We start from the raw sequence: 23,824 nt of genomic DNA on the forward strand, positions 1-23,824 counted from the left end.
TGGGGACGTGAACACAACGTCGACCGTCGCCGAGGTGGTGACCTGCTATGCCGACCACCTGCGGTCCCGTGATGTCTCCGAACACACAGCTCGCGCCTACGTCGCCGACGTCACTGACTTCCTCGACCATGCCGTGCACTCGACGAAGATCCGGGGCGGCTCCGAGCGGGATGCGAAGACACGCTCGTCGGAGCGGACCTCGCCTGACGGCGGACAGGACTCGCCGGGCGGAGCAGCAGACTCAGCGCAGACTTCGGGCGCGCGGATCGACGTCGCCGCCGTAGAACTCGATGACCTGCGGTCCTGGCTCATCGCGCTCGACGATGCCGGGGCTGCGAAATCGACGGTGGCTCGCAAGATCGCTGCCGTGCGCTCCTTCTTCACCTATGGAGTGAGCAATCTGGGACTGCCGAACAACCCGGCCGCACGTCTGCGGACGCCGAAGAAGGACTCCCGTCTGCCCACGGTGCTCAAGCCCCAGCAGGCCGCCGACCTCATCTCCGCCGCCGAGACATCCCGCAGCGGAGACACCGCGGCAGAACGTGGACACGCCGAACCCGTCGGCGCGGGGGATCCGCTCGATGCGGCCAAGCGCATCCGCGATGCAGCGATCCTCGAAATGCTCTACGCGACCGCGGTGCGCGTCTCGGAACTCACCGGGCTCGACCGCAGCGATATCGATCACCGGGCATCGATGATCACCGTGCTCGGCAAGGGCAACAAGGAACGTCGTGTTCCCTTCGGAACCCCGGCACGCACAGCCCTCGACGACTGGCTCGCCACACGGCAGCTGTTCGCCGGACCCAACAGCGGTGACGCACTGTTCCTCGGCGTCCGTGGGGCACGCATCGGTGCCAGGCAGGTGCGCGAACTCGTTCACCGCTACGGCTCCGACGACCCCAGCGCCCCGGACATCGGGCCCCACGGACTGCGGCACTCGGCGGCGACCCATATGCTCGACCGCGGCGCCGACCTGAGGCAGATCCAAGAACTGCTCGGCCACTCCACCATGAGCAGCACCCAGATCTACACCCAGGTGTCCATGCAGCGGCTGCAGGACACCTACCGTCGAGCACATCCGCGGGCCTGAGACTCACCGAACCGCCGTCGGCAGTGTTCCGTCGGAAACAGCCTGCCGGCCGCGCCTGTCTACTGACGGAACTCCCAATGCCACGGCTCGGGCAGCGATCCCGTCTGCCTGGCCCACCCGGGATGGATCCAACCGAATCTCGGAGCGTTCGCCCGCATCCACTGATGCTGGGCGGTGCCGAAGGAATTGATCCCACTGCCGAGGTCGACCGCCAACGCCCATCCATGGTTCGACGTCCCCGGCGTCGCCGCCATGCGTCCCTTCCGACGTTTGAGGATCACCTGCGTGGCATAGTCCCGGTAAGCGTCGGTGACTGAGATCGGGGCACCGAAACGGGCCTCGAACGCCTTCGAGAGTCGATCGAACGCCGCTTGAGCATCGCAGCGCAGCATCTGACCTGCAGCGGTCTCCAACTGACACATCGCCGAGGCGGGAATCCGTCCATTCCTGTGACCGCCCCATGCTCCAGCGCCCGAAGTCGTCGAATCCCCACCTCCTTTCGGTTCTTTCGCCGGCTTCCGAGACAGCGGCAGCAGGGCCGACTGCTCCTGACCGAAGAATCTGCCCGGATCGACATATCGTCTGTCGCTCGCGGACGGCCATGCTCCGATGTGCAGGCATGAACGCTGACAGTGACCACCGCTGCCCACAGCGCCGATCTGCTCACCGGCGGCGAAGCTCTCACCTTTCTTCAACGAGGTCGCGGCGGGCTGGAATGTGAGCACATGACCGGACTCGGTGAGGATGCTGACAGTAGCCATCCCCGCCACGGTCCCGGCAAAGCGAATCGTCCCCGTCGTCGGTGCCCGCAGCGGCTCACCGACGACTGCGAGCACGTCGATTCCGCGATGCCCCTTGAGCCACGGTTTGTCCGGAGGGTCGAAGGCTTCGATGATCTCCATCGCCGGCACCGGAGAGACCCAATTCTTCGGAGTGCTCTTCTTCGGGGCGCTCTGCGCTGTCGCTGCAGGTTCGGAGGCGGCGCTCGCCTGCGGGGGAGGGGCCGTGAGCACGAGGGCCGCCGTGATGAGCACGGCAAGGAATGCAGTCGGCGGCGAACCGAGACTTGAGCCGGTGTCCGGCTTGCGCCCGTGAAGGCGTGGACGGAATCGGTCGGGTGCAAAGAGATCCATAGGAGCATGAAAGCCCATGGTTCGCAGCCGTGTCACCCTGCAGAAACAGTCCTGTGGACGAACCTTCTCCTTCCACAGGCTCCCAACTTGCGAGTCGGCTGGCCGTGCACAGGAATCGGTGGCTGAGTGAACCGCTGCCACCGCGATTCAACAGCCCGCGCCCGGATTCAATGCCCGATTCCGGCCTGTAACGACTGTCGTCGCGTCCATCCATCCACATCGTTCGACGCAAGAGTCGACTTGTCGGCACCAGTCGCCGCACGGACTCAAATGCAGGTCGGTGCACGGGCCGATGCACCGGTCGGCGCACGGGTCGATGAACCGGTCGACGCGCGGGTCGCGGCGAAGATCCGGGCCGGTGGGCCGCCTCGGCGAGGGATCGACCTCGATTGGAAATGGCTTGCCCAACCGAGATAGACTTAAGCCCAGCAGAAGCGTGTCTTCTGACTACGCGTATCCGAATTCTTCTCCTTCCCATGGTGCAGGCAGCCGTCAGGTGTGCCTGTGGGGCGGATGAACCGGGTACCAGGAATCAACCGAAAAGGTCATCGACGCATCCTGTCGATCGACACGCTGCGATCCCGCAGCGAGGAAGATCGACGCGCGCGTGACGTAAAAGCACCTCAAGGGTGCACAGAAAGGAGGGCGTCGGCATGGCCGTCGTCACCATCCGCCAGCTGCTCGACAGCGGCGTTCACTTTGGACATCAGACCCGTCGTTGGAACCCGAAGATGAAGCGCTTCATCTTCACCGAACGCAACGGCATCTACATCATCGACCTGCAGAAGTCGCTGGGCTACATCGACAACGCCTTCGAATTCGTCAAGGAGACCGTGGCCCACGGCGGCTCGATCCTCTTCGTCGGCACCAAGAAGCAGGCCCAGGAATCCATCGCTGAGCAGGCTCAGCGCGTGGGTCAGCCCTACGTCAACCAGCGTTGGCTCGGCGGTATGCTCACGAACTTCCAGACCATCTCGATGCGTCTGCGCCGCCTGAAGGAACTCGAAGAGATCGACTTCGACGACGTTGCAGGTTCCTCGCACACCAAGAAGGAACTGCTCATCCTGCGTCGCGAGAAGGACAAGCTCGAGAAGACCCTCGGCGGTATCCGCGATATGCAGCGCACCCCGTCGGCCGTCTGGATCGTCGACACCAAGAAGGAACACCTCGCGGTCGACGAAGCCAAGAAGCTGGGCATCCCGGTCATCGGCATCCTCGACACCAACTGCGACCCGGACGACGTCAACTACCCGATCCCGGGCAACGACGACGCCATCCGCTCGGTCTCGCTGCTGACCCGCGTGGTCGCCGACGCCGTGGCCGAGGGCCTCATCGCCCGCCACTCCTCGGACGACGCAGGCGGCGAGAAGAACGTCTCTGCCGTCGAGCCCATGCCCGAATGGGAGCGCGAACTGCTCGAAGGCAAGTCGGAAGAGAAGCCCGCCGAGGCTGCTGCCCCGGCCGCTGAGGCCGCTCCTGCCGCTGAGGCCGAGCCTGCCGCAGACGCCGCAGCCGCGGCTGAAGAGGCGACCGACGAGCCCCCAGCTGAGGCTGCTGCCGAAGCCGCTGACAAGGCGACCGAAGCACCTGCCGCTGAGGCCGCCGACTCCACCGAGTCGACCGAGTCCTGATTTCGTTTAACTCCACCATCCTGAGGAGAAGGAATGGCAAACTACACTGCCGCTGATATCAAGGCACTGCGCGAGAAGACCGGCGCCGGAATGATGGACGTCAAGAAGGCTCTCGACGAGTCCGACGGCGACCAGGCGAAGGCCATGGAGGCCCTGCGCATCAAGGGTCTCAAGGGCGCCACTAAGCGCGAAGGCCGCTCGACCTCCGACGGTCTGGTCGCGACCTCCGTCGAAGGCGGAGTCGGCACCATGATCGAGCTCAACTCGGAGACAGACTTCGTTGCGAAGTCCGATCCGTTCGTCAAGCTCTCCGAAGAGGTCCTCGGTCTGGCCGTGGCGAACAAGGCCGATTCGGCCGAGGCGCTGCTCGCTGCTGAGACCGACGGCAAGCCCGTCTCCCAGTTCATCACCGAGTCCGGTGCCTCCCTGGGCGAGAAGGTCGACCTGCGTCGCGTGGGTCGCCTCGAGGGCGCCAAGATCGCTTCCTACCTGCACCGCACCAACAAGGACCTGCCTCCGCAGGTCGGCGTGCTGCTGGCTTTCGAAGGTGACGACGAGACCGTGGCGCACGATGTCGCCGTGCACATCGCCGCCATGGCCCCGAAGTACTTCTCGCGCGAAGACGTTCCCTCCGACCTCGTCGACAACGAGCGTCGCATCGCCGAAGACACCGCGAAGAACGAAGGCAAGCCCGAGCAGGCTCTGCCGAAGATCATCGAGGGGCGCGTCAACGGCTTCTTCAAGGAGAACTGCCTGCTCGACCAGGGATTCGCCAAGGATCCCAAGCAGTCCGTGGCCAAGGTGCTCGAGGCTGCCGGCGTCAAGGCAACCGGCTTCCTGCGCTACCGCGTCGGAGCCTGATTCACCACTGACCGTGAAGCAGACACGTCTCTGCTTCCCAGGTTCACCGAGTGAGTGAGAACTCACCCGAGGAGCGGGGTCGGACCAATCGGTCCGGCCCCGTTTTTCGCTAGACTGACCCAGACGCCCGATCACAGTGAAGATCCCACCGGGTACAGACCTGTCCGCACGGAAGAAGGACTCTATGACAAGCACCCCTGTTCACGAATCCAGCTACGCCAGCCGAGCGGTGCGCACTCATCGCCGCCGTGTTCTGCTCAAGCTCTCCGGTGAGGTCTTCGGCGGCGGCGAGATCGGCGTCGATCCCGACGTCGTGGCCGCAGTCGCCCGTGAGGTCGCTCCCACCACAGAAGACGTCGAAGTCAGCATCGTCGTCGGCGGCGGCAACTTCTTCCGCGGAGCCGAGCTCTCCCAACGCGGTATGGATCGCACCCGTGCCGACTACATGGGCATGCTCGGCACCGTGATGAACTGCCTGGCCCTGCAGGACTTCCTTGAGCAGACGGGTGTCGACACCCGCGTGCAGACCGCGATCCCGATGTCGCAGGTCGCCGAATCCTATATTCCCCGCCGCGCCATGCGGCACATGGAGAAGAACCGCGTCGTCATCTTCGGCGCAGGCGCCGGACTCCCGTACTTCTCCACCGACACCGTGGCCGCCCAGCGCGCACTCGAGGTCCACGCCGATGAGGTCCTCATCGCCAAGAACGGAGTCGACGGTGTCTACACCGCCGACCCGAAGGTCGACCCGACTGCAGAGAAGATCGCTGAGATCACCTACCAAGACGCACTGCAGCGCGGCCTCAAAGTCGTCGACGCGACCGCCTTCAGCCTGTGCATGGACAACAAGCTGCCGATGCACGTGTTCGGCATGGAAGGCGAGGGCAACCTGCGCAAAGCCATCATCGGTGAGAAGATCGGCACGGTCGTCCACTGAGAACCACCCGGATGAGGGAGCCCGCGACTGCACGCACGTCGTCACCGAGGCGGCCCGCCGATGCGCATCCCTGCAGGTGAGGACATCCCTGTGAGGTTTCGGTGCGGCATTTTTCAGCGATGACCCATAGAATGAACCCAAAGCTTTAAAAGATGGAAAGAGGCAACCGTGATTGAAGAGACACTGGCCGAAGCCAGAGAGAAGATGGACAAGGCCGTCGAATTCACGCAGGACGACTTCGGGTCGATCCGCACCGGCCGCGCCAACCCCGCACTGTTCGCCGACATCGAGATCGACTACTACGGTGCTCCCACACCCCTGCAGCAGCTCGCGTCGTTCCAGACGCCCGAGGCTCGCACGATCCTTGTGACGCCTTACGACAAGGGCACGCTGAACGACATCGAGAACGCTCTGCGCAACTCCGACATCGGCGCGAACCCCGCCAACGACGGCAACGTCATCCGCGTCGTCCTCCCGGACCTCACCGAGGAGCGCCGCAAGGAATACGTCAAGATCGTCAAGGGCAAGGCGGAAGACGGAAAGGTCTCCATCCGCAATATCCGCCGTCATGCCAAAGAGACCCTCGAGCGCATCAAGAAGGACGGCGAAGCCGGTGAGGACGAAGTCACTCGCAGCATCTCCGAACTCGACGATCTGACGAAGAGCAAGGTCGAAAGCGTCGACAAGCTGCTTGCGCAGAAGGAAGCTGAGCTCCTCGAGGTCTGATGATCGCCTTGACTGGGTCCGACAGCCCCGCAGCAGATCCGGCTCCCCTCGGGGAGCCGGATCCGTCCGGCGAGGCCGCGCGGGTGGAGTCCCCGTTCCCCAGACGTCGGGATCTGCGCAACTCGGACAAGCCGTACTCACCCGATGACCCGGAGTCGGATCCCACCGCCGAGGCGGCAGAAGCCGAACCGGAGCCGAAGGACTACGGTCGGGCCGGCCGCAACTTGCCGGCTGCGATCGGCATGGGGCTGCTCATCGGCGGCGTGGTGCTTGCCTCTCTGGTGTTCCTGCCGATCTCCTTCCTCTTCATCATCCTCATCGGCATCGTCGCCGCAATGTGGGAGCTGGCGAACGCGCTGTCGCGGTCCGGCTCCTTGGTCTCCCGCGTTCCGACGATGGTGTCGGCCGCCTGCATGGTCGTCGCCACATACATCGGCGGCCGCGAAGCCCTCTGGGTGACCTTCGCCGCCAGCGCCGGAGCAGTCATGCTCTTCACGATGGTTGAGCGCCGGAAGAATGCGGTCAAAGATGTCTCGCTGTCCCTCTTCGCGCTGACCTACGTCGGGCTCATGGCCTGCTTCATCGTCTACCTGCTGACCCAGCCGGACGGCAACTACTACATCATCATCTTCCTCTCCGCGGTCGTCGCCTCCGACACCGGCGGCTACGTCTTCGGCGTGCTGTGGGGCAAGCACCCCATCGCGCCGCGGATCTCTCCGAAGAAGTCGTGGGAGGGCTACCTCGGCTCCACCGTCTTCGCCGCGATCGTCGCAACGATCCTCGCGGTCACCGTCGTCGACGCTCCGTGGTGGACCGGATTGGTCATCGGTGCGGTCATCCCCGCTTTCGCCACCCTCGGCGACTTCAGCGAATCGATGATCAAACGCGACCTCGAACTCAAGGACATGGGCACCCTGCTGCCCGGCCATGGCGGTGTCATGGACCGACTCGATTCGATCCTGCCGACTGCTCCCGTCGCGCTCGTCCTCTTCTCGGTGCTGCCCGGCTACCTGTGAGCTGACATCGCCGAGGCGGCTGTCGGACGCAGCGTGAGCCGAGCACCCCGCCCGACGTGGCGGCTCACACACGACAGGCGTGCGGCGAACATGAGACAATGGCCGTGTGAGTTCTCAAGCAGGCAGAAGGCAGACCAGGCCCGTCGTCGAACATGCCGACGGCACGACATCGGCGACTCCGATGCGCGATGGCCGTCCCCTTCTCAACTTCAAATCCGCTCGAGTCAAGCAGCCGCCTCAGCATCTGGCTGATATGACGATGGACGAACGCATCGACGCGGTCAGCGAGATGGGGCTGCCGGCATTCCGTGCCAAGCAGATCTCCACCCACTACTTCAGCCACTACGTCACCGACACCGAGGCGATGACGGACCTGCCCAAGGACAAGCGGGCGGAGATCCAGGAACGGTTCTTCCCGCACCTGCTCACCGAGGTGCGCCGTCTGCGCACCGAGAACGGTGACACCATCAAGTTCCTGTGGCGTCTCTTCGACGGTGCTCTCGTCGAATCCGTGCTCATGCGCTACCGCAACCGGGTCACCCTGTGTGTGTCCAGCCAGTGCGGGTGCGGAATGAACTGCCCCTTCTGCGCCACCGGCCAGCAGGGTCTGACCCGCAATATGTCGACGGCCGAGATCGTCGAACAGGTCGTCCGCGCCAACCAGGTCATCGCCGCCGGCGAACTCGCCGAGGCTCCGAGGTCGGATATGCCCGGAAACGGCGAGACCGCGCTCGGCGCGGAAGCCGACGATGACGATGCGGCGGGGGAGTCCGCCTTCGACTGCGAGGCCACGGCCACCTCGGCGAGCGGACCCGAACGGGTCTCGAACATCGTCTTCATGGGCATGGGCGAACCCCTGGCCAACTACAAGCGGGTGATGAACGCGGTGCGCCGCTTCGTCGGACCCGGTCCCGAAGGACTGGGCATGTCGGCGCGCCGGATCACGATCTCCACAGTCGGATTGGTGCCCGGCATCAACAAACTCGCCGCCGAGGACATCCCGGTCACGTTCGCCCTCAGCCTCCACGCCCCCGATGACGAACTGCGCGATGAGATGATCCCGGTCAACACCCGGTGGAAGGCCGACGAGGCCATCGACGCCGCATTCAACTACTACCAGGTGACCGGTCGGCGGGTGAGCATCGAATACGCGCTGATCAAGGACATGAACGACCACGCCTGGCGCGCCGAACTCCTGGCGAAGAAACTCAACGCACGCGGTCGCGGGTGGGTCCACGTGAATCCGATTCCGCTCAACCCGACCCCGGGCTCGGTGTGGACGGCCTCCGAACCGGAGGTCGCCGACGAATTCGTGCGCCGCCTCGTCGATCAGGGCATCCCGACGACGATCCGCGATACCCGCGGTTCCGATATCGACGGCGCCTGCGGACAGCTCGCCGCTGCCGACTGACCTGCGTCCGGTTCGGCCGACTGATCGACGTCCGGTTCGGCGCCCGCCGACCGCGGCCACGCAATTTCTGCGGCTTCCATCTATCATGGTGGAAACACCACAGCCACTCGCTTCTGGAGGAGACATGGCGGACACGACTTTCCCTCGAATGTCCGGTTGGAAGAACGGATACGACCCCAAGCAGGTCGACAGCTTCTTCAAGCGTGCACGTGAGTCCTTCGAACGGCCGACGCCGCAGCCTGGTGATCTCGACTCCCGGGCGGTGCGCACGGTCGGCTTCGACCTCGTCCGCAAGGGATATCATGTGGCCGTCGTCGATGCCGCACTCGACCGTCTCGAAGACGCATTCGCCAAGCAGGCGCGCGACCGACTGATCGCTCAGTCCGGCCAGGACGCATGGGTCTCCGAGCTCACCCGTGTCGCCGCGTCCCTGCGGGGGCGTCTGGTCCGTGAGGCCGGAGAGCGCTTCGACAACCCGCCCCCCGGAGTCATCGGCTACGACATCATCCAGGTCGACGATATGTGCGACAAGGTCAACTCGTACTTCACGCAGGGAGTGGCGATGAGCGTCGACCAGGTCCGCCGCGTGCTGTTCAAGACCGCGAAAGGCAAGAAGGCGTACAACGAGGACCAAGTCGATGCGTTCATCGACCGCGTCGTCGAAGTGATGGCCTCCGTTGACTGATTTCCACTACTTCGCGGTTCCGACCGCAGCCGATCCGGGCACGCTCAATCCGGTGTACGAGATCCTCGACTTCCCGATCGCCATGGGCCAGGCCGATGACATCGTCCTCACCGGTCCCGCCCCGGACAGACCTCTCGTCGACGGGCGCGAAGTCACCGATCCCCGCCTGATCGCCGCGCTGTCGGTTCCCGTCGAACTCGACCGCGCTGAAGTGCTCGACCGCAGTTCGAAGCTTGCCGGAGTCCTGCGCGCCATGGGTGTGGTTCCGGAAGCCGGAACCAGGCTGACCCTCGCCGAGGATGTCCCACCGCTGTCGCGTGCGCTCGGTCTGCTGGCTGCTGCCCGCATCGGGCTGGTCGTGGACCTGCGGTCCGGGGCCGGTGAAGCTGCCGGTGCCGGCTCGGAAGGTCAGGGGGACACTGCCGTCCTGCACGCGATCGAAGCCGAACCGCTCGAACCGGGCCGTGCCTCTGTGAGGGTCACTCGGTCACGATTCGAAGGAGTCGGCGTGAGCATCGGATCCGAGACGGCAGACCTCGATCAGGCGATGCGTGACTCCCGAGTCGAATTCGCCGCGCTCGTTCCACTGTCGCCGCAGCACACCATGCTGGTCACCGATGACGGTGAGATCGATGCCCTGTCAAGCCTCGACTGGTATCGCAGCGAGGTCCTCTCTGCCTTCTGACGCCCGGACCTCTCGGTCGCTCGCAGCTCTCGCTGCTCGGGCCGACTCCGATCCGCGCTTCACACGAACAGTGGGATCACTGCGTGCCGCCGGCTGCGTCTTCGCCGAAGACGAAGCGGCGATCCTCATCGAGGCAGACGCAGAAGGCGCTGTCGACGACTCCTCCCCGAGGCTCGACACTTTGGTGGCACGCCGTGTGACCGGTGAGCCCCTCGAACAGATCGTCGGCTGGGTCGACTTCATCGGAATGCGTCTGCAGGTGCGTGTCGGCCTGTTCGTGCCGAGGCAGCGGACTCGACTGCTGGCCGAGCACGCTGTGGCCGCGACCAGGCACGCAGAGGAGACGCTGCTTCGAGGAGCCCACGGAGAAGCGGGCGCTGCCACAGCGGCACCACCCGTGGTGCTCGAAGCCTTCTGCGGGGTGGGGCCCGTCGCCTCCCTCGTCGCCGCCTCGGTGCCGGGAGCCGACATCCACATCGGGGATGCACAGGCGGAAGCCGTGCGATGCGCCGTGACGAACGTGGAAACTTCCGCACAGGCCGGGGAGTCCGACGCCGCTGTGACCGGACATGTCCTCGACTGTCTGCGCGGATTGCCGGATGAGCTGCGGCAGGGAATCTCCGTCATCGCGGCAGTGCCACCCTATGTGCCCGTCACGGCCGTCGACTTCCTCCCGCGTGAGGCCATCGACTTCGAACCGAGCACCGCTCTGTTCGGCGGCCCAGACGGACTCGACCTCGTTCGCCGCCTCATCACGGAGTCCCTCGACTGGCTGGCCCCGGACGGGATTCTGCTCATTGAACTCGGAACGGATCAGGTCGAGACCGCCACCGCCTTCGCCACGGCACAGGGGCTGGGTGTGCGAAGCCACCTCGGCGAGGGTGAACGTGACGAAGACGAATGGGATTCGGACGATGACGAGGACGGGCACACGGTCGTGCTCGAACTGCGGCGCATTCGATAAGGCGACCGGTAGAAGCACACAACTGTCGAGTCAATGTGCATGCGTACTGCATTCATTCAGTACGTGTGCACGTGCGCCCTACACTCGCGATGGGTGGACCCACGGAGACGCCTGCGGAAGCGACAGCAGGGTGTGCACACAGCAAACCGTCCGCCGAACCTCATAGGGTTCTGCGGGCGGTTGCGTGCTTCATTTCCTGATCGCCGGGGCCGGGCTTCGGACGAGCGGCCTCAGCTAGCGGGGGCTCGGGCAGCTTGCCTCAGCCATCGAGCCACCGGCCGAGATCAGTTGGCGAAGGCGTTGATCCCGGTCATCGTCCGGCCCAGGGTCAGCTGATGCACCTCGTGGGTGCCTTCGTAGGTGAGCACGGTCTCGAGGTTGACCGCGTGACGCAGCGGCGGATATTCGCTCGTGATGCCCGAACCGCCGAACAGGGCCCGCAGGTCGCGGCAGACGTTCATCGCGGTATCGACATTGACCATCTTGCCGAGGCTGATCTGCTCGGGGCGCACTCCCTTCTCCGAGTCCTTGATCTTGCCCAGGTGAGCGGCGAGCAGCGTGATCTGCGAATACTGGCCGAAGGCCTTCGCGAGCTTCTGCTGCGTGATCTGGAACGACGACAGCGGACGGTCGAACTGGATCCGGGTGCCCGTGTACTCCAGGGCAGACAGCAGCGCATCACGGGCGGCGCCGGTGACGCCGAAGACGATGCCGTAGCGGGCCTCGGACAGGCAGGACAGGGGTCCCTTGAGGCCCTTGGCCTTCGGCAGCATCGCATCCTCGGGCAGGCGGACGTTGTCGAGGACGATCTCACCGGTGATGGAGGCGCGCAGCGAGATCTTGCGGTGGATCTCCGGGGTCTGCACACCCTCGGCGTCGGAGGGCACGACGAAGCCGCGGACGACGTTCTTGCCCTTGTCATCGACCTCTTCGGTCTTGGCCCAGACGACCATGACATCGGAGACCGGGGAATTTGTGATCCACATCTTCGCGCCGTTGAGGATCCAGTCGGAACCGTCCTTCTTCGCCGTCGTCTTCATGCCCGACGGGTCGGAGCCGACGTCGGGTTCGGTCAGACCGAAGCAGCCGATGGCCTTGCCCGCGGCCATCTTCGGCAGCCATTCCTCCTTCTGCGCTTCCGATCCCCAGTGGTGGATGGCGAACATCGCCAGCGACCCCTGGACGGAGACGAGCGAACGCAGACCGGAGTCGACGGCCTCGAGTTCGCGGCAGGCCAGACCATACTGGGTGGCGGTCGATCCGCCGCAGCCGTAGCCGTCGAGGTGCATACCCAGCAGGCCGAGCTCGCCGAGGCCTTCGGCCAGTTCGCGGGCGGGGATGGTGGCGTCGAGGAAGTAGTCGCCGATCTTCTCCCGGACGTTCTCGTCCAGCCACTTCTTCACAATCGATGCGAACTCGAGGTCATCGGGTTCGAAGACCGAATCCAGTCCAAGAATATCGTCGGGGCTCAGCGTCGTGCTCATATCCATCTCTTTCGCCATTGATTCTCTTCATTCACAGTTTTACCGGAACCCGGTGGAGGACCAGTGTCCCGAAGCACTACAGATGACCAGGGTCTGCCGGGCGACACACGAGTTCATGTCGAGTCATTTCCCAGAGAACTTTGGCATCATCGGTTGGCGTGAGTAAACGTGGTTTCATTGTAGTCGGCTCCACCGGGTCGGTCGGCACCCAGGCCCTCGACGTCCTCTCCGAGCACCGGGACGAGCACGCGATCATCGGCTTGGCCGCCGGGTCCCAGCTCGATCTGCTGCTTGAGCAGGCTCTGGACTTCGGCGTTCCGGTCATCGGGCTCACGAACCCACCCGCCGGGGGCGAGGTCGAGGTGCGTGAGTGTCTGACCCGGTTGGCCGCGGAGCGGGGAATCGCCGATCCCGTCGAAGCCATCCACCTCGGTCACGACGCCGCCGAGGTGGTCGCGGGCATGGCGGCGGACATGGTCCTCAACGCGATCACCGGTGCCGCCGGCCTCGGCGCCACCCTGGCAGCCTTGGCGAACGGCACGGATGTGGCTCTGGCGAACAAAGAGTCACTCATCATCGGCGGTTCCCTCGTCCTCGACGCCGCTCGTGCGACGGGTGCCCGACTCGTTCCCGTCGACAGCGAACACTCTGCCATCGCCCAGGCTCTGCGCGCCGGCACCCACGGGGAAGTCAGCAAGCTCATCATCACTGCCTCGGGCGGGCCCTTCCGGGGCATGACCCGGGATGCTCTGCGCCGAGTCACCCCCGCTCAGGCGCACAACCATCCGACCTGGTCGATGGGTTCGATGATCACCATCAACTCGGCGACTTTGGTCAACAAAGGGCTCGAAGTCATCGAAGCCCACCTGCTCTTCGACATCGATTTCGACCATATCGAAGTCGTCGTCCATCCACAGTCGCAGATCCATTCGATGGTCGAGTTCACCGACGCATCGACGATTGCACAGCTCTCACCACCGGATATGCGCCTGCCGATCTCCTATGCGCTGGGCACGCAGGATGATGGGATGACGAAACGTCTGTCCTCCGGGGCTGTTCCGCACAATTGGGGCCAGCCCATGCATTGGTCGTTCGAACCGGTCAACCATCTTGCATTTCCCGCCCTCGGCCTGGCCATCGACGCAGGTAAGAGGGGCCGCAGCTTCCCGGCGGTGCTCAACGCCGCCAACGAGGAACTCGTCGCCGCGTTCATCGCCGGTGACATCGCCTTCACCGGGATCGACAAAGGCCTCGCTCGGGCATTGGCGGCCCACGAAGCAGCGGCCGAACATACTGTGGAGACCGTCCTGGCCGCCGACGCCTGGGCGCGGGAATTCGCTCGCGCCGATGTCGCCGAACAGAAGGGGGGACGCCGATGACCGTTGTCCTCTATATCGTCGGGATCATCCTGTTCCTCATCGGCATCTCGATCTCCATCGCCCTGCACGAACTCGGCCACCTCACACCGGCGAAGCGATTCGGGGTGAAAGTCACCCACTATATGGTCGGTTTCGGGCCGACTCTGTTCTCCTTCCGCCGCGGTGAGACCGAATACGGCATCAAGGCGTTTCCCCTCGGCGGGTTCATCGCGATGCCGGGAATGTACCCGCCCGAGGAGGCGACGAAGTCCCGCCTCGAGGGAGCGGGCGCGACGGTCGCCGGCGGCCCCGCACGTTCGGCCGAACAGCCCGAGGGACCCGGCGCCGCAGTCGACGGCGGAGTCACGGGAACGGGGGGCCACCTCGGCGAGGGCGCAGTCAGGGATGATGCGGCGCCGCTGCGCCGGAACCGGAAGAAGCGGAAGGGCCGGCTGTTCGAGGACACGATGGCCGATGCCCGCGAGTTCTCGAACCAGGAGATCGAACCGGGGGAGGAGCACCGGACGTTCTATGCGCTCAGCGTGCCCAAACGCCTTGTGGTCATGTTCTCCGGACCCTTCGTCAACCTCGTGCTCGGCATCCTCATCATGGGGATCTCGCTGCTGGGCATCGGTGTGACCACCCCGACGACGACCGTCCAGACCGTCGTCGAATGCGCCGTGCCCGCATCGGAGGCGCAGCAGCGTCCCGCTTCCGAGCAGAACACGTGCCGTGACGACGATCAGCTCACTCCCGCGTGGGAAGCCGGGATCGAACCGGGTGATGAGATCACCGCGATCGCCGGCGTCGAGACGAAGGACTGGGACCAGCTGTCCTCGGTCATCAAAGAACACGCAGGTGAGCGCGTCGACGTCGACTTCGTCCGCGACGGCGAGTCCCAGACGGTGACGGTGCCGATCATCGCCACCGAACGGCCGAAGGTCGACGACTCCGGTCAGGCGCTGATGAACCCGGACGGGACCCCGCAGACCGAGACACAGGGATTCTTCGGCGTCGGCCCTGTGTTCGAACGTGACTCCCTGCCGCTCGGGGAATTCCCCGGAGCAGTCTGGGATCAGGTCTCCGGCGTCTTCCACGCGATCGCCACCCTGCCGGTCAAACTCGTCGACATCGGCGAGGTCGCGGTCGGTTCGAAGGACCGCGACGCCGAGGGCCTCGTCGGCATGGTCGGGGTCGGACGCATCGCCGGTGAGATCGTCTCCACCGACAAGATCGACGTCATGGACAAGGCGCAGATGGGCTTGGGCATGCTCGGCTCGCTCAACATCTTCCTGTTCGCGTTCAACATGATCCCGCTGCTGCCGCTCGACGGCGGACACATCGCCGTCGGCCTCTACGAAGGTGCCCGCCGCCGCATCAACCGGTGGCGCGGACGCGGACTGGTCGGACCCTTCGACACGGCGAAGCTGCTGCCCCTGACCTATGTGTGCATCGGGCTGATGCTGTGCATGACGGCGCTGCTCATCTACGTCGACCTGGTCAAACCCATCACCCTCGACGCGATCTTCAACTCCGGGGGATAGGGGAACGGGGGTCAGGCGCTGAGCGTGATCGCCTGCACCTCGCCGAGGTGGTTCAGGCCGACCGTGATCGTCTCCGCCTGATCTGCTGCGTCCGTCCCTGCTGTATCGCCGGTGCCCGTCGTCGATTCACCGTTGCCCGTGGCTGTCCCGTTGCCCGGCACCGTGACCAGTCCGCGCAGCGGGGAGACCATTGTCAGGTCCGCCTCGGTGAACGGGGCCGTGACCTGCTTGGCTGCCCGCCACCTTGAGAATCGCTCCCGCCGTTCGTCCCGGGGTTCGTCGAGGTCCATGTTCACCGAGAACAGCTCATCGGCGACCGCATCGTCGAAGTCCGCGACGAGGTTCGCCGCGTCCAGGACCGTCTGGATCTGTGCAGACTTCGCCTCATAGCGGGGCACCGCCGCCGAGGTGGTGCTGCGGTGAAGAGTGAGATCCGGCGTCCCGATGGCTGCCGCCCACCCCGCGTCCACGGCGTTCTGGACGCTGCGCTGAGCCGGATAGTACGTGGTGTTGCCGAGGACAACGATGCTCAGCTCCAGTTCGGGGAACCACCGCATGTGCGACCCGAATCCGGGGTAGCCGCCCGAATGGCAGACCACCCTTCCGAAGCGCGAATCCAGTCGGGTCTCCAGGCCGTAGCCGTAGATCAGGGTCTCCGAATGGTGGTCGCTGCGCTGGGAGTCCATGAGCCGTCGGCCCTGCTGGTTGCCGGCGAGTATGTGCGGCAGCGTTCCGGGCCGCGCGTCGAGGTCGTCGAGCGCGTCGAGGTGGGCTGACATCCACGTGCCGATGTCGCCCACCGTAGAGATCACCCCGCCGATGGGGGAGAAGACGCCGGGACCGGTGAGCTCGGCCGGATGCAGGCCACCGTCGAGGTCGACTCGGAATCCCGGCACCAGGTCCGGGAAGTCGGTGTGGTCGAACCCGGTACGTGTGAGTCCGAGTGGTTCGAGGACCTCCGTGCTCACAAACTCGGTGAACGTCCGTCCGGTGACCGCCTCGGCGACCATGCCGAGCGCCGCATAGCCGAGGTTCGAATACTCGTAACCGGTGTCGGCGGGGGCGCAAGCGATCGCGCCGCGGCGCAGCCAGGCGATCAGCTCGTCCGGGGCCATCGACTCCATCCGGTCGGCCCACGGATCGTCCTTTGTGAACCCGGTGCCCATGGTCAGCGCTTGCCGGCAGGTGCGGTCGCCGATCGCCGTGCCGGCCAGTCCGGGCACGAGTTCGCCGAACGGCCGGTCGAGGTCGAGGCCATTCGCAGCGAGGAGGCCGATGGCTGCGGCGGTGAAGGACTTCGTCATCGACGCGATCCGGTACGGAACGTCGGCGTTTGCGGAACGCGCAGGGCCGCCTCGGCGAAAGATTCCCCACGCCAGGGATCCGCCCTGGTCAGACAGCGCGCTCGCCTCAGCGTCCAGGGAGGCAGTCATCGCTTCGATGTCGGGGTATGCGCCTTCGCTCACGGGTCCGCTCCTTCACATGTCCGGCACGCTTCTGGCAGGTCAGCTTCACACTACCCTGGGAAATGCACAGCGGGACTACCTGCCCTTGACTGAGATATCGTCGCTGCCGATGACAACCGTCAGTCCATCCTCATCCATGCAGTCGATGACCTCCTCGACGTGCACGGTCAGCAGCCGCCAGGCCGCCTCTTCGGCCGTGACGCCCGGCGGCCCCCACACCTGCTCCGGATGGCCGCGGGCAAGGTCGGTGAGCCGCGCCTTGAGATCCGCCGGCGTGGTCTCAACGATCGCCGACGGGGGGCAACCAATGGAACGCACGACGGGGACCCAGTGGGAGGTCCTACAATGGGCGTGGTTCGAACAATACGGCCGCAACGAGGCGCCACCTCGGCATCGGCACCATCATTGTCGCTGGTCACCAGCCAGACGGAAGGGATCGTCCTCGTGACATCGGTGAATCTCGGAATGCCCGCCCCTCCACCTCCCGTCCTCGCGCCCCGGCGGAAGACGCGGCAGATCAGGGTCGGCAAGGTCGGCGTCGGATCCGAATCGCCCGTGAGTGTGCAGTCGATGACGACGACGCCGACGACGGACATCAACGCGACTCTGCAGCAGATCGCGGAACTCACCGCCACCGGCTGCGATATCGTGCGCGTGGCCTGTCCCACCGCCGACGACGCGGCGGCCCTGCCGATCATCGCCGGCAAATCCCAGATCCCCGTCATCGCCGACATCCATTTCCAACCCAAATACGTCTTCGCCGCGATCGACGCCGGATGCGCCGGGGTGCGCGTCAACCCGGGCAACATCCGGAAGTTCGATGACCAGGTGAAGGAGATCTCGAAGGCCGCCGCCGAGGCAGGGGTGTCGATCCGCATCGGCGTCAACGCCGGTTCCCTGGACAAGCGGCTGATGGAGAAGTACGGCAAGGCCACGCCCGAAGCGCTCGTCGAATCCGCGATGTGGGAGGCCTCCCTGTTCGAGGAGCACGGCTTCTATGACTTCAAGATCTCCGTCAAACACCACGACCCGGTGATCATGGTCCGTGCCTACGAACTGCTCGCCGAACGCGGGGACTGGCCGCTCCACCTCGGCGTCACCGAGGCCGGGCCCGCGTTCCAAGGCACCATCAAGTCCGCGACCGCCTTCGGACACCTGCTGGCCGAGGGGATCGGCGACACCATCCGTGTCTCCCTGTCCGCGCCGCCGGCCGAAGAGGTCAAGGTCGGCAACCAGATCCTCGAATCCCTCAACTTACGACCCCGCAAGCTCGAGATCGTCTCGTGCCCCTCCTGCGGACGTGCGCAGGTCGACGTCTACACCCTCGCCGAGGAGGTCACCTCCGGGCTCGAGGGCATGGAGGTGCCGCTGCGGGTGGCGGTCATGGGCTGCGTCGTCAACGGTCCCGGCGAGGCCAGGGACGCCGACCTCGGGGTGGCCAGCGGCAACGGCAAAGGCCAGATCTTCGTCAAGGGCGAGGTGATCAAGACCGTGCCCGAGGCCGAGATCGTCGAGACCCTCATCCACGAGGCCAACCGGATCGCCGAGGAGGCAGCGGGCGAATCATCCGGTGTCGCCTCGGGACCGCCTGAAGTCACCATCGGGTGAGTGCGATACCTTGTGAGGACGAACAGATTCATGGTCCAGTCATTGGCCCATGCTGACGGCTGAGAAAGAGTTCAGGGGCACATGGCGCTGAGGATCGCACGACTGGAACATCAGCACACCCGGTGGCTGACGGACCTGCTTGCGCGCAATCCCTGCGAGAACATCTATCTCATCTCCCTGCTCGAAGTCACCGGCACCGCGCGGATCGGGTCTCCGGCCGGAACGCTGTACGGAATCTTCGACGGCGACCGACCCGTCGCCGCCTACTGGGTGGGCGGAAACATCATTCCGGTCGCGGCGACTCCGGCGACGAACGAGGTGCTCGCGCGCAAACTCAATGCCGACGGTCGCGTCTCCTGCTCACTCATCGGCAGCCGGTCCGTGATCCTCGATCTGCGACAGCGACTCAATTGGGGCGAACCGCGCGGCGTGCGTGAGCGACAGCCGCTGCTGGCCATCAGCTCCGACCCGCTGGTGACCCCCGATGAACAGGTGCACCGAGTGACTCTCGACGACCTCGGTGCAGTGTTTCCCGCCAGCGTCGACATGTTCACCAAAGAGGTCGGATTCTCACCGGTCGAGGACGGCACCGCCGGGTACCTGTCGCGTGTGCGCGGGATCATCCGCAGCAAGAACTGCTATGCCAGGATCTCTGCCACCCTGCCCCAGGGAGGTGCGGTGCCGAGATGGCCGGCCCAGGAACAGGACGAGCAGGTGCTGTTCAAGGCCGATATCGGCATCCGCGCTCGCCGTATCGTCCAGGTCCAGGGGGTATGGGTCCATCCCGCAGTGCGCAACCAGGGGCTCGGCGCCTCGGGCATGGCCGCCGTCGTCCAACGCACCCGCGACAAGGGCCATTCCACGGTGAGCCTGTACGCCAACGACTACAACGAGGCGGCTCTGCGGATGTACGCCCGCGTCGGCTTCGAACAGGTCGGCACCTTCGCCACAGTCATGTACTGAAGCGGTCATGGACTGAAGCCGTCGGCGAATCAGCCCCGGCGGTTGCGGGACTGCGGTTTGGCCATGTCGCCGAGGAACTTCTCCATCTCCCGGCGGTCCTTCTTCGTCGGACGCCCCAGACCCTTGTCGCGTCGGGGCACGAATCCGCGCAGTGCGGGATCGGGCGGGGGAGTGAGATCCTCGTAGCAGCGGACGGCCACACCGGCCTGCATCCGCGTGGGAATGAATCCGGTGATCTTCCACGTGAATTCGGTGCCGGCCTTGCGCACCCGCACCTCCTGGCCGATGCTCACCTTCTGTGCGGCCTTGACGCGCTGACCGTCGACCTGCACATGCCCGCCGCGGCAGGCCTGAGTGGCGAGGTTGCGGGTTTTGAACATCCGCGTCGTCCACAGCCACACGTCGACGCGCATGTGCTTGGCAGGGTCACGATCGATCTCAGTCATCTCACTCCCGTCGGGGTCGCTCAGGCGTCTGGATCCGCGTGTCGGCGCGCAGCGCCAGAGCCGAGCGCCGGGTGAATGTCTGTGCAGGGCGTCCTCGTCCCTGGCTGACGGCCTGACCTGTGGGGTCGAGCAGAGGCAGCATGGTGCGGCGGAACGTATCGGCCTGGAGGTCCTCACCGGCGACGATCTCGTGGAGTTCGCGCAGCTGACGCAGCGAGAACTCCTTCTCGAGCAGTCCGAAGGGATCCGGGGTGCGTTCGTGGAAGGCCCGCAGTCGGTGCACGGCCACACGCACGATCTCCTGATGTTCGGCGCTGAGTTCGTGGACATCATGGACGGGGACGAGCTTCCGGCTGTGGACGGGGGAGTCGGGGAGATCGGAATCGGACTCCGCAGGCTCAGTGTCCGCTGTCTCGGGGACGGTCGAGTCACCGGCACCGTCATCCTCGGCGAGCCCGACGTCAGCGGCGGAGAGCACATCGAGGTGGGCCACGGAGATCACCCAGCCGCGGTCGTCACGATCGGGCTGGTCGAAGACATGCAGCTGGACGGGGGCGCGGTCGACGAGCCGAGCCTTCTCACGCAGGCAGCGGGCGACCGCCTCGGCGAGGCGTTCCTGGGGACGCAGAATCGACCCGGGCAGCTGCCACATCCCGTCTCCGGGATGAGTCATGAGAACATGCAGGCCACGGCCGGGCACGGGGCAGAGGACCGCGGTGTCGACCGCGACCGAGGGCCGCGGGAACTGCGTGAGTTGACTGGGATCAGGCATGCTCTTCGTATCGTTCGGACTGGTCGTTTCAGCGGGGACCGGGCGGGGAACCGGATGGTCCCGACCGATGCTGGACTTCGGTGCTGCAGTCACCAGTCTAATTCTCTTGCCCCAGGTGACGAATCCGCGCTCGCACCGATTCCCTCCGCCTCGTCCGCGTGCGATAGTGTTCGATCTGAGTCTTGACAAGTTGAGGAGATTTACCCATGGCCCTGCGCATGTCGTCCCTGTTCGTGCGAACCCAGAAGGAGGACCCGGTCGGCGCCGAGGTGGCCAGCCACAAACTGCTGCACCGCGCGGGATACATCCGCAGGTCAGCACCGGGAATCTACACGTGGCTGCCGCTGGGACTGGCCGTGCTGTCCAAGATCGAGGCCATCGTGCGCGAAGAGATGGCGCTCGCAGGCTCGCAGGAAGTCCACTTCCCGGGCCTGCTGCCCGCCGACCCGTACAAGAAGTCCGGCCGCTGGGAGGCCTTCGGACCCGACCTCTTCCATCTGCGTGACCGCCGCGAGAACGACTATATCCTCGCCCCCACCCATGAGGAGGTCTTCACCCTCCTGGTCAAGGACCTCTACTCCTCTTACAAAGACCTGCCGCTGTCGATCTACCAGATCCAGACGAAGTACCGCGACGAGGCCCGCCCCCGCGCCGGCCTGCTGCGCGGACGCGAATTCATCATGAAGGACGCCTACTCCTTCGACATCGACGACGCCGGACTCGACGCCTCGTACGAAGCGATGCGTGTGGCCTATCTGCGGGCCTTCGCCCGCCTCGGCCTGCCGTGCCTGCCGGTCAAGGCGACCCCCGGCGCCATGGGCGGCTCCGGCACCGAAGAGTTCATCTACCCCTCCGAGGTCGGCGAGGACACCTTTGTGCGGTCCCCGGGCGGATATGCCGCCAACGTCGAGGCCGTGACCTCGATCGTGCCCGAGGCGATCCCGTACTCGCAGTCGCCTGCCGCCCATGTCGAGGACACTCCCGAGACCCCGACCATCGAGACCCTCGTTGCCGCGGCGAACGCTTCGCATCCTCGCGCCGATCGTCAATGGACGGCCGCGGACACCCTGAAGAACGTCGTCTGCGCCGTCACCCACCCCGACGGCACCCGCGAGATCATCGTCATCGGCCTGCCCGGTGACCGCGACGTCGACCTCGACCGGGCTGCCGGAACCGGCATGCTCGGTGCTGGTGAGGTCGACCTCGAGGCCGCCACCGCCGAAGACCTCGCCGCCCACCCGGGCCTGGTCAAGGGCTATATCGGACCCGGCAATGATCTGGACAACCCCGTGCTCGGCCTCGAATCTCCGTCGAAGATCCGCTACCTGCTCGACCCCCGCGTCGTCGACGGCACCCGCTGGATCACCGGAGCCAACGAACCCGGCCGCCACGTCTTCGACCTCGTCGCCGGTCGCGACTTCACAGCCGACGGCACGATCGAAGCCGCCCAAGTCGTCCTCGGAGATCCCGCCCCCGACGGTTCGGGACCGCTCGAGCTGGCCCGCGGCGTCGAGATCGGCCAGATCTTCAAGCTCGGCCGCAAGTACGCCGAATCCCTCGACCTCAAGGTGCTCGACCAGAACGGCAAGGCGACTACCGTGACCATGGGCTCCTACGGCCTCGGCGTCACCCGCGTCATGGCCTGCATCGCCGAGGAATACCATTCCGAGGACGGACTCCTGTGGCCGCAACACCTGGCCCCGGCCGATGTGCACATCATCGTCGCCGGCAAGGGCGAAGAGATCGCCGAGGCAGCCGAGAAGATGACGACGGAACTCGAAGCCGAGGGCGTGTCCGTCCTCCTCGATGACCGCAACAAGGTCTCGCCCGGGTTCAAGTTCGCCGATGCCGAGCTCATCGGCATCCCCACCGTCATCGTGGTCGGTCGCGGACTGGCCGACGGGCTCGTCGAGGTGCGTGACCGTCTGGCCGGGGAGAAGTCCGACCAGCCCGTCGCCGAGGTGGTCCCCTCCACCGTCGCCCGCGTCCGTGAGGCGTATGCCAAGGCGAATGCGGCCGCCGATGCGGCTGCGGCGGCCGACGACGCGGACTCCGCTGTCGCTGTCAACGGCTGAGCCGCCTCGGTGTTCGAAGCCCTCGCCGGAGGCATCGATGTCACTTGGACGATGGTCCTGTGGCTGCTCGCCGCGGGAGCCCTGGCCGGGTGGATCGATGCCGTCGTCGGCGGGGGCGGACTGATCCAGCTGCCCGCGCTGCTGCTCGTGCCGGGGATGAGTCCCGTCCAGGCGGTCGCGACGAACAAGATCGGGTCGATCGCGGGGACGACCGCCTCGGCGATCACCTATCTGCGCAAGATCACCCCGGACCGGTCGGCGACGATCCCGGCGGCCGCCTCGGCGTTCCTGGGCGCCGTGGGTGGGGCGAAGCTCGCGACCTTGGTGCCGGCCGAGCTGTTCACCCCGATCATCCTCCTCGCCCTGGTCGGGGTCGGCCTGTTCACTCTGCTCAACCCCAGCCTCGGGGCCGATGCGAGCCTGCGGTTCGGTGAGACGTCGAAGCGCCACCATGCGCTGTCGTGGCTGATCGGGCTCGTCATCGGCATCTATGACGGGGTGCTCGGGCCGGGGACGGGGTCGTTCCTCGTCATCGCCTTCGTCTCGCTCATCGGGTTCTCGTTCCTGCTGGCCTCGGCCACAGCGAAGGTCATCAACTGGGCGACGAACTTCGGAGCGCTCGTCTACTTCGTCCCCGACGGCCAGGTGGTGTGGCTGCTGGGCATCGTGGTGGCCATCGGCAATGTCGCCGGCGGGGTCTTCGGCGCCCGCACAGCATTGGCGAAGGGGTCCGGCTTCGTCCGCGTCATCTTCGTCATCGTCGTCTCCGCGATGATCCTCAAACTCGGTTTCGACGTCCTCTCCGCCCTCATCCACTAATTTGCTACCTGACGGGGGCTTAACAACCTTGCGCTGTGAGTATTGACAGTGGCTGGTCTGGGACTGGCTGGCAGAGTAGGTGTTGGCCTCTCCATCCCGTGATCGTGACTCCACCTTGCGCTGACCCACACAGTGGTGTCGTGACCTCGA

General features: G+C 65.6%; 22 protein-coding genes. 16 read left to right on the forward strand and 6 right to left on the reverse strand.

The window, feature by feature from the left end; translation table 11 throughout:
* The first annotated feature begins 7 nt into the window (after positions 1-7).
* Entirely contained in the window at positions 8-1,090 is a 1,083-nt protein-coding gene (locus EB835_RS14920; protein ID WP_135810246.1) for a tyrosine recombinase XerC, read from the forward strand.
* A 59-nt stretch (positions 1,091-1,149) separates the two neighbouring features.
* On the opposite strand, the gene EB835_RS14925 is transcribed toward EB835_RS14920, so the two are convergent.
* Positions 1,150-2,223: a D-alanyl-D-alanine carboxypeptidase family protein gene (locus EB835_RS14925; protein WP_240688768.1), complete on the reverse strand. Its 1,074-nt coding sequence runs from the start codon at positions 2,221-2,223 to the stop codon at positions 1,150-1,152.
* A 653-nt stretch (positions 2,224-2,876) separates the two neighbouring features.
* Here EB835_RS14925 and rpsB point away from each other — a divergent pair.
* The 9 genes from rpsB to EB835_RS14970 all read left to right on the forward strand — a co-directional run bounded on the left by rpsB (position 2,877) and on the right by EB835_RS14970 (position 11,139).
* A complete protein-coding gene (gene rpsB / locus EB835_RS14930; protein ID WP_135810247.1) occupies positions 2,877-3,854 on the forward strand; it encodes a 30S ribosomal protein S2 in 978 nt (325 codons plus the stop codon).
* A gap of 33 nt (positions 3,855-3,887) precedes the next feature.
* Complete coding sequence (tsf, locus tag EB835_RS14935; RefSeq protein WP_135810248.1) at positions 3,888-4,715, forward strand: translation elongation factor Ts; 828 nt, start codon at positions 3,888-3,890, stop codon at positions 4,713-4,715.
* 184 nt (positions 4,716-4,899) lie between these two features.
* Complete coding sequence (gene pyrH, locus EB835_RS14940; RefSeq protein ID WP_240688769.1) at positions 4,900-5,652, forward strand: UMP kinase; 753 nt, start codon at positions 4,900-4,902, stop codon at positions 5,650-5,652.
* A gap of 168 nt (positions 5,653-5,820) precedes the next feature.
* Complete coding sequence (gene frr / locus EB835_RS14945) at positions 5,821-6,378, forward strand: ribosome recycling factor (protein WP_135810249.1); 558 nt, start codon at positions 5,821-5,823, stop codon at positions 6,376-6,378.
* Positions 6,378-7,394: a phosphatidate cytidylyltransferase gene (locus EB835_RS14950; protein WP_135810250.1), complete on the forward strand. Its 1,017-nt coding sequence runs from the start codon at positions 6,378-6,380 to the stop codon at positions 7,392-7,394. The genes frr and EB835_RS14950 overlap by 1 nt, the downstream gene beginning before the upstream one ends.
* A gap of 106 nt (positions 7,395-7,500) precedes the next feature.
* Entirely contained in the window at positions 7,501-8,805 is a 1,305-nt protein-coding gene (locus EB835_RS14955) for a 23S rRNA (adenine(2503)-C(2))-methyltransferase RlmN (RefSeq protein WP_240688770.1), read from the forward strand.
* A gap of 124 nt (positions 8,806-8,929) precedes the next feature.
* Positions 8,930-9,490, forward strand: coding sequence for a DivIVA domain-containing protein (locus EB835_RS14960; RefSeq protein WP_135810251.1), 561 nt, complete (start codon positions 8,930-8,932; stop codon positions 9,488-9,490).
* Complete coding sequence (locus tag EB835_RS14965) at positions 9,483-10,175, forward strand: hypothetical protein (RefSeq protein WP_135810252.1); 693 nt, start codon at positions 9,483-9,485, stop codon at positions 10,173-10,175. Before EB835_RS14960 ends, EB835_RS14965 begins: the two co-directional genes overlap by 8 nt.
* Positions 10,176-10,245: 70 nt before the next feature.
* On the forward strand, positions 10,246-11,139 hold the full coding sequence (locus tag EB835_RS14970) for a class I SAM-dependent methyltransferase (protein ID WP_135810253.1): 894 nt from the start codon (positions 10,246-10,248) through the stop codon (positions 11,137-11,139).
* 284 nt (positions 11,140-11,423) lie between these two features.
* On the opposite strand, the gene EB835_RS14975 is transcribed toward EB835_RS14970, so the two are convergent.
* The gene (locus tag EB835_RS14975) at positions 11,424-12,623 is read right to left on the reverse strand and encodes an acyl-CoA dehydrogenase family protein (protein WP_135810254.1); all 1,200 of its coding nucleotides are present in this window, start codon (positions 12,621-12,623) and stop codon (positions 11,424-11,426) included.
* A gap of 158 nt (positions 12,624-12,781) precedes the next feature.
* Here EB835_RS14975 and dxr point away from each other — a divergent pair, with 158 nt between their 5' ends.
* Both dxr and EB835_RS14985 read left to right on the forward strand, forming a co-directional pair.
* Complete coding sequence (dxr, locus tag EB835_RS14980) at positions 12,782-14,002, forward strand: 1-deoxy-D-xylulose-5-phosphate reductoisomerase (RefSeq protein ID WP_135810255.1); 1,221 nt, start codon at positions 12,782-12,784, stop codon at positions 14,000-14,002.
* Positions 13,999-15,525 carry a M50 family metallopeptidase gene (locus EB835_RS14985; RefSeq protein ID WP_135810256.1) on the forward strand — a complete coding sequence of 509 codons (1,527 nt, stop codon included), beginning with the start codon at positions 13,999-14,001 and terminating at the stop codon, positions 15,523-15,525. Before dxr ends, EB835_RS14985 begins: the two co-directional genes overlap by 4 nt.
* An 11-nt stretch (positions 15,526-15,536) precedes the next feature.
* Here EB835_RS14985 and EB835_RS14990 read toward each other — a convergent pair whose 3' ends face one another.
* Positions 15,537-16,991 carry a serine hydrolase domain-containing protein gene (locus tag EB835_RS14990; protein ID WP_135810257.1) on the reverse strand — a complete coding sequence of 485 codons (1,455 nt, stop codon included), beginning with the start codon at positions 16,989-16,991 and terminating at the stop codon, positions 15,537-15,539.
* A gap of 75 nt (positions 16,992-17,066) precedes the next feature.
* A complete protein-coding gene (locus tag EB835_RS14995) occupies positions 17,067-17,309 on the reverse strand; it encodes a hypothetical protein (protein WP_135810258.1) in 243 nt (80 codons plus the stop codon).
* 126 nt (positions 17,310-17,435) lie between these two features.
* Here EB835_RS14995 and ispG point away from each other — a divergent pair, with 126 nt between their 5' ends.
* Positions 17,436-18,599 carry a flavodoxin-dependent (E)-4-hydroxy-3-methylbut-2-enyl-diphosphate synthase gene (ispG, locus tag EB835_RS15000; protein ID WP_135810259.1) on the forward strand — a complete coding sequence of 388 codons (1,164 nt, stop codon included), beginning with the start codon at positions 17,436-17,438 and terminating at the stop codon, positions 18,597-18,599.
* Positions 18,600-18,680: 81 nt separating this feature from the next.
* The gene (locus EB835_RS15005) at positions 18,681-19,562 is read left to right on the forward strand and encodes a GNAT family N-acetyltransferase (RefSeq protein WP_135810260.1); all 882 of its coding nucleotides are present in this window, start codon (positions 18,681-18,683) and stop codon (positions 19,560-19,562) included.
* Between the two features lie 29 nt (positions 19,563-19,591).
* Here EB835_RS15005 and EB835_RS15010 read toward each other — a convergent pair whose 3' ends face one another.
* Positions 19,592-20,008 (reverse strand): RNA-binding S4 domain-containing protein, encoded by a 417-nt coding sequence (locus EB835_RS15010; protein WP_135810261.1) that lies wholly within the window; start codon positions 20,006-20,008, stop codon positions 19,592-19,594.
* A 1-nt stretch (position 20,009) separates the two neighbouring features.
* Positions 20,010-20,873, reverse strand: a complete 864-nt coding sequence (locus tag EB835_RS15015) for an NUDIX hydrolase (protein WP_240688771.1) — start codon at positions 20,871-20,873, stop codon at positions 20,010-20,012.
* Between the two features lie 113 nt (positions 20,874-20,986).
* On the opposite strand from EB835_RS15015, the gene EB835_RS15020 reads away from it, so the two are divergent.
* Positions 20,987-22,855, forward strand: coding sequence for a proline--tRNA ligase (locus tag EB835_RS15020; protein WP_135810262.1), 1,869 nt, complete (start codon positions 20,987-20,989; stop codon positions 22,853-22,855).
* 9 nt (positions 22,856-22,864) lie between these two features.
* The gene (locus tag EB835_RS15025; protein ID WP_346763154.1) at positions 22,865-23,674 is read left to right on the forward strand and encodes a TSUP family transporter; all 810 of its coding nucleotides are present in this window, start codon (positions 22,865-22,867) and stop codon (positions 23,672-23,674) included.
* Positions 23,675-23,824: the final 150 nt, after the last annotated feature.

Source organism: Brevibacterium sp. S22, from assembly GCF_004745485.1.
Taxonomy (GTDB): Bacteria; Actinomycetota; Actinomycetes; order Actinomycetales; family Brevibacteriaceae; genus Brevibacterium.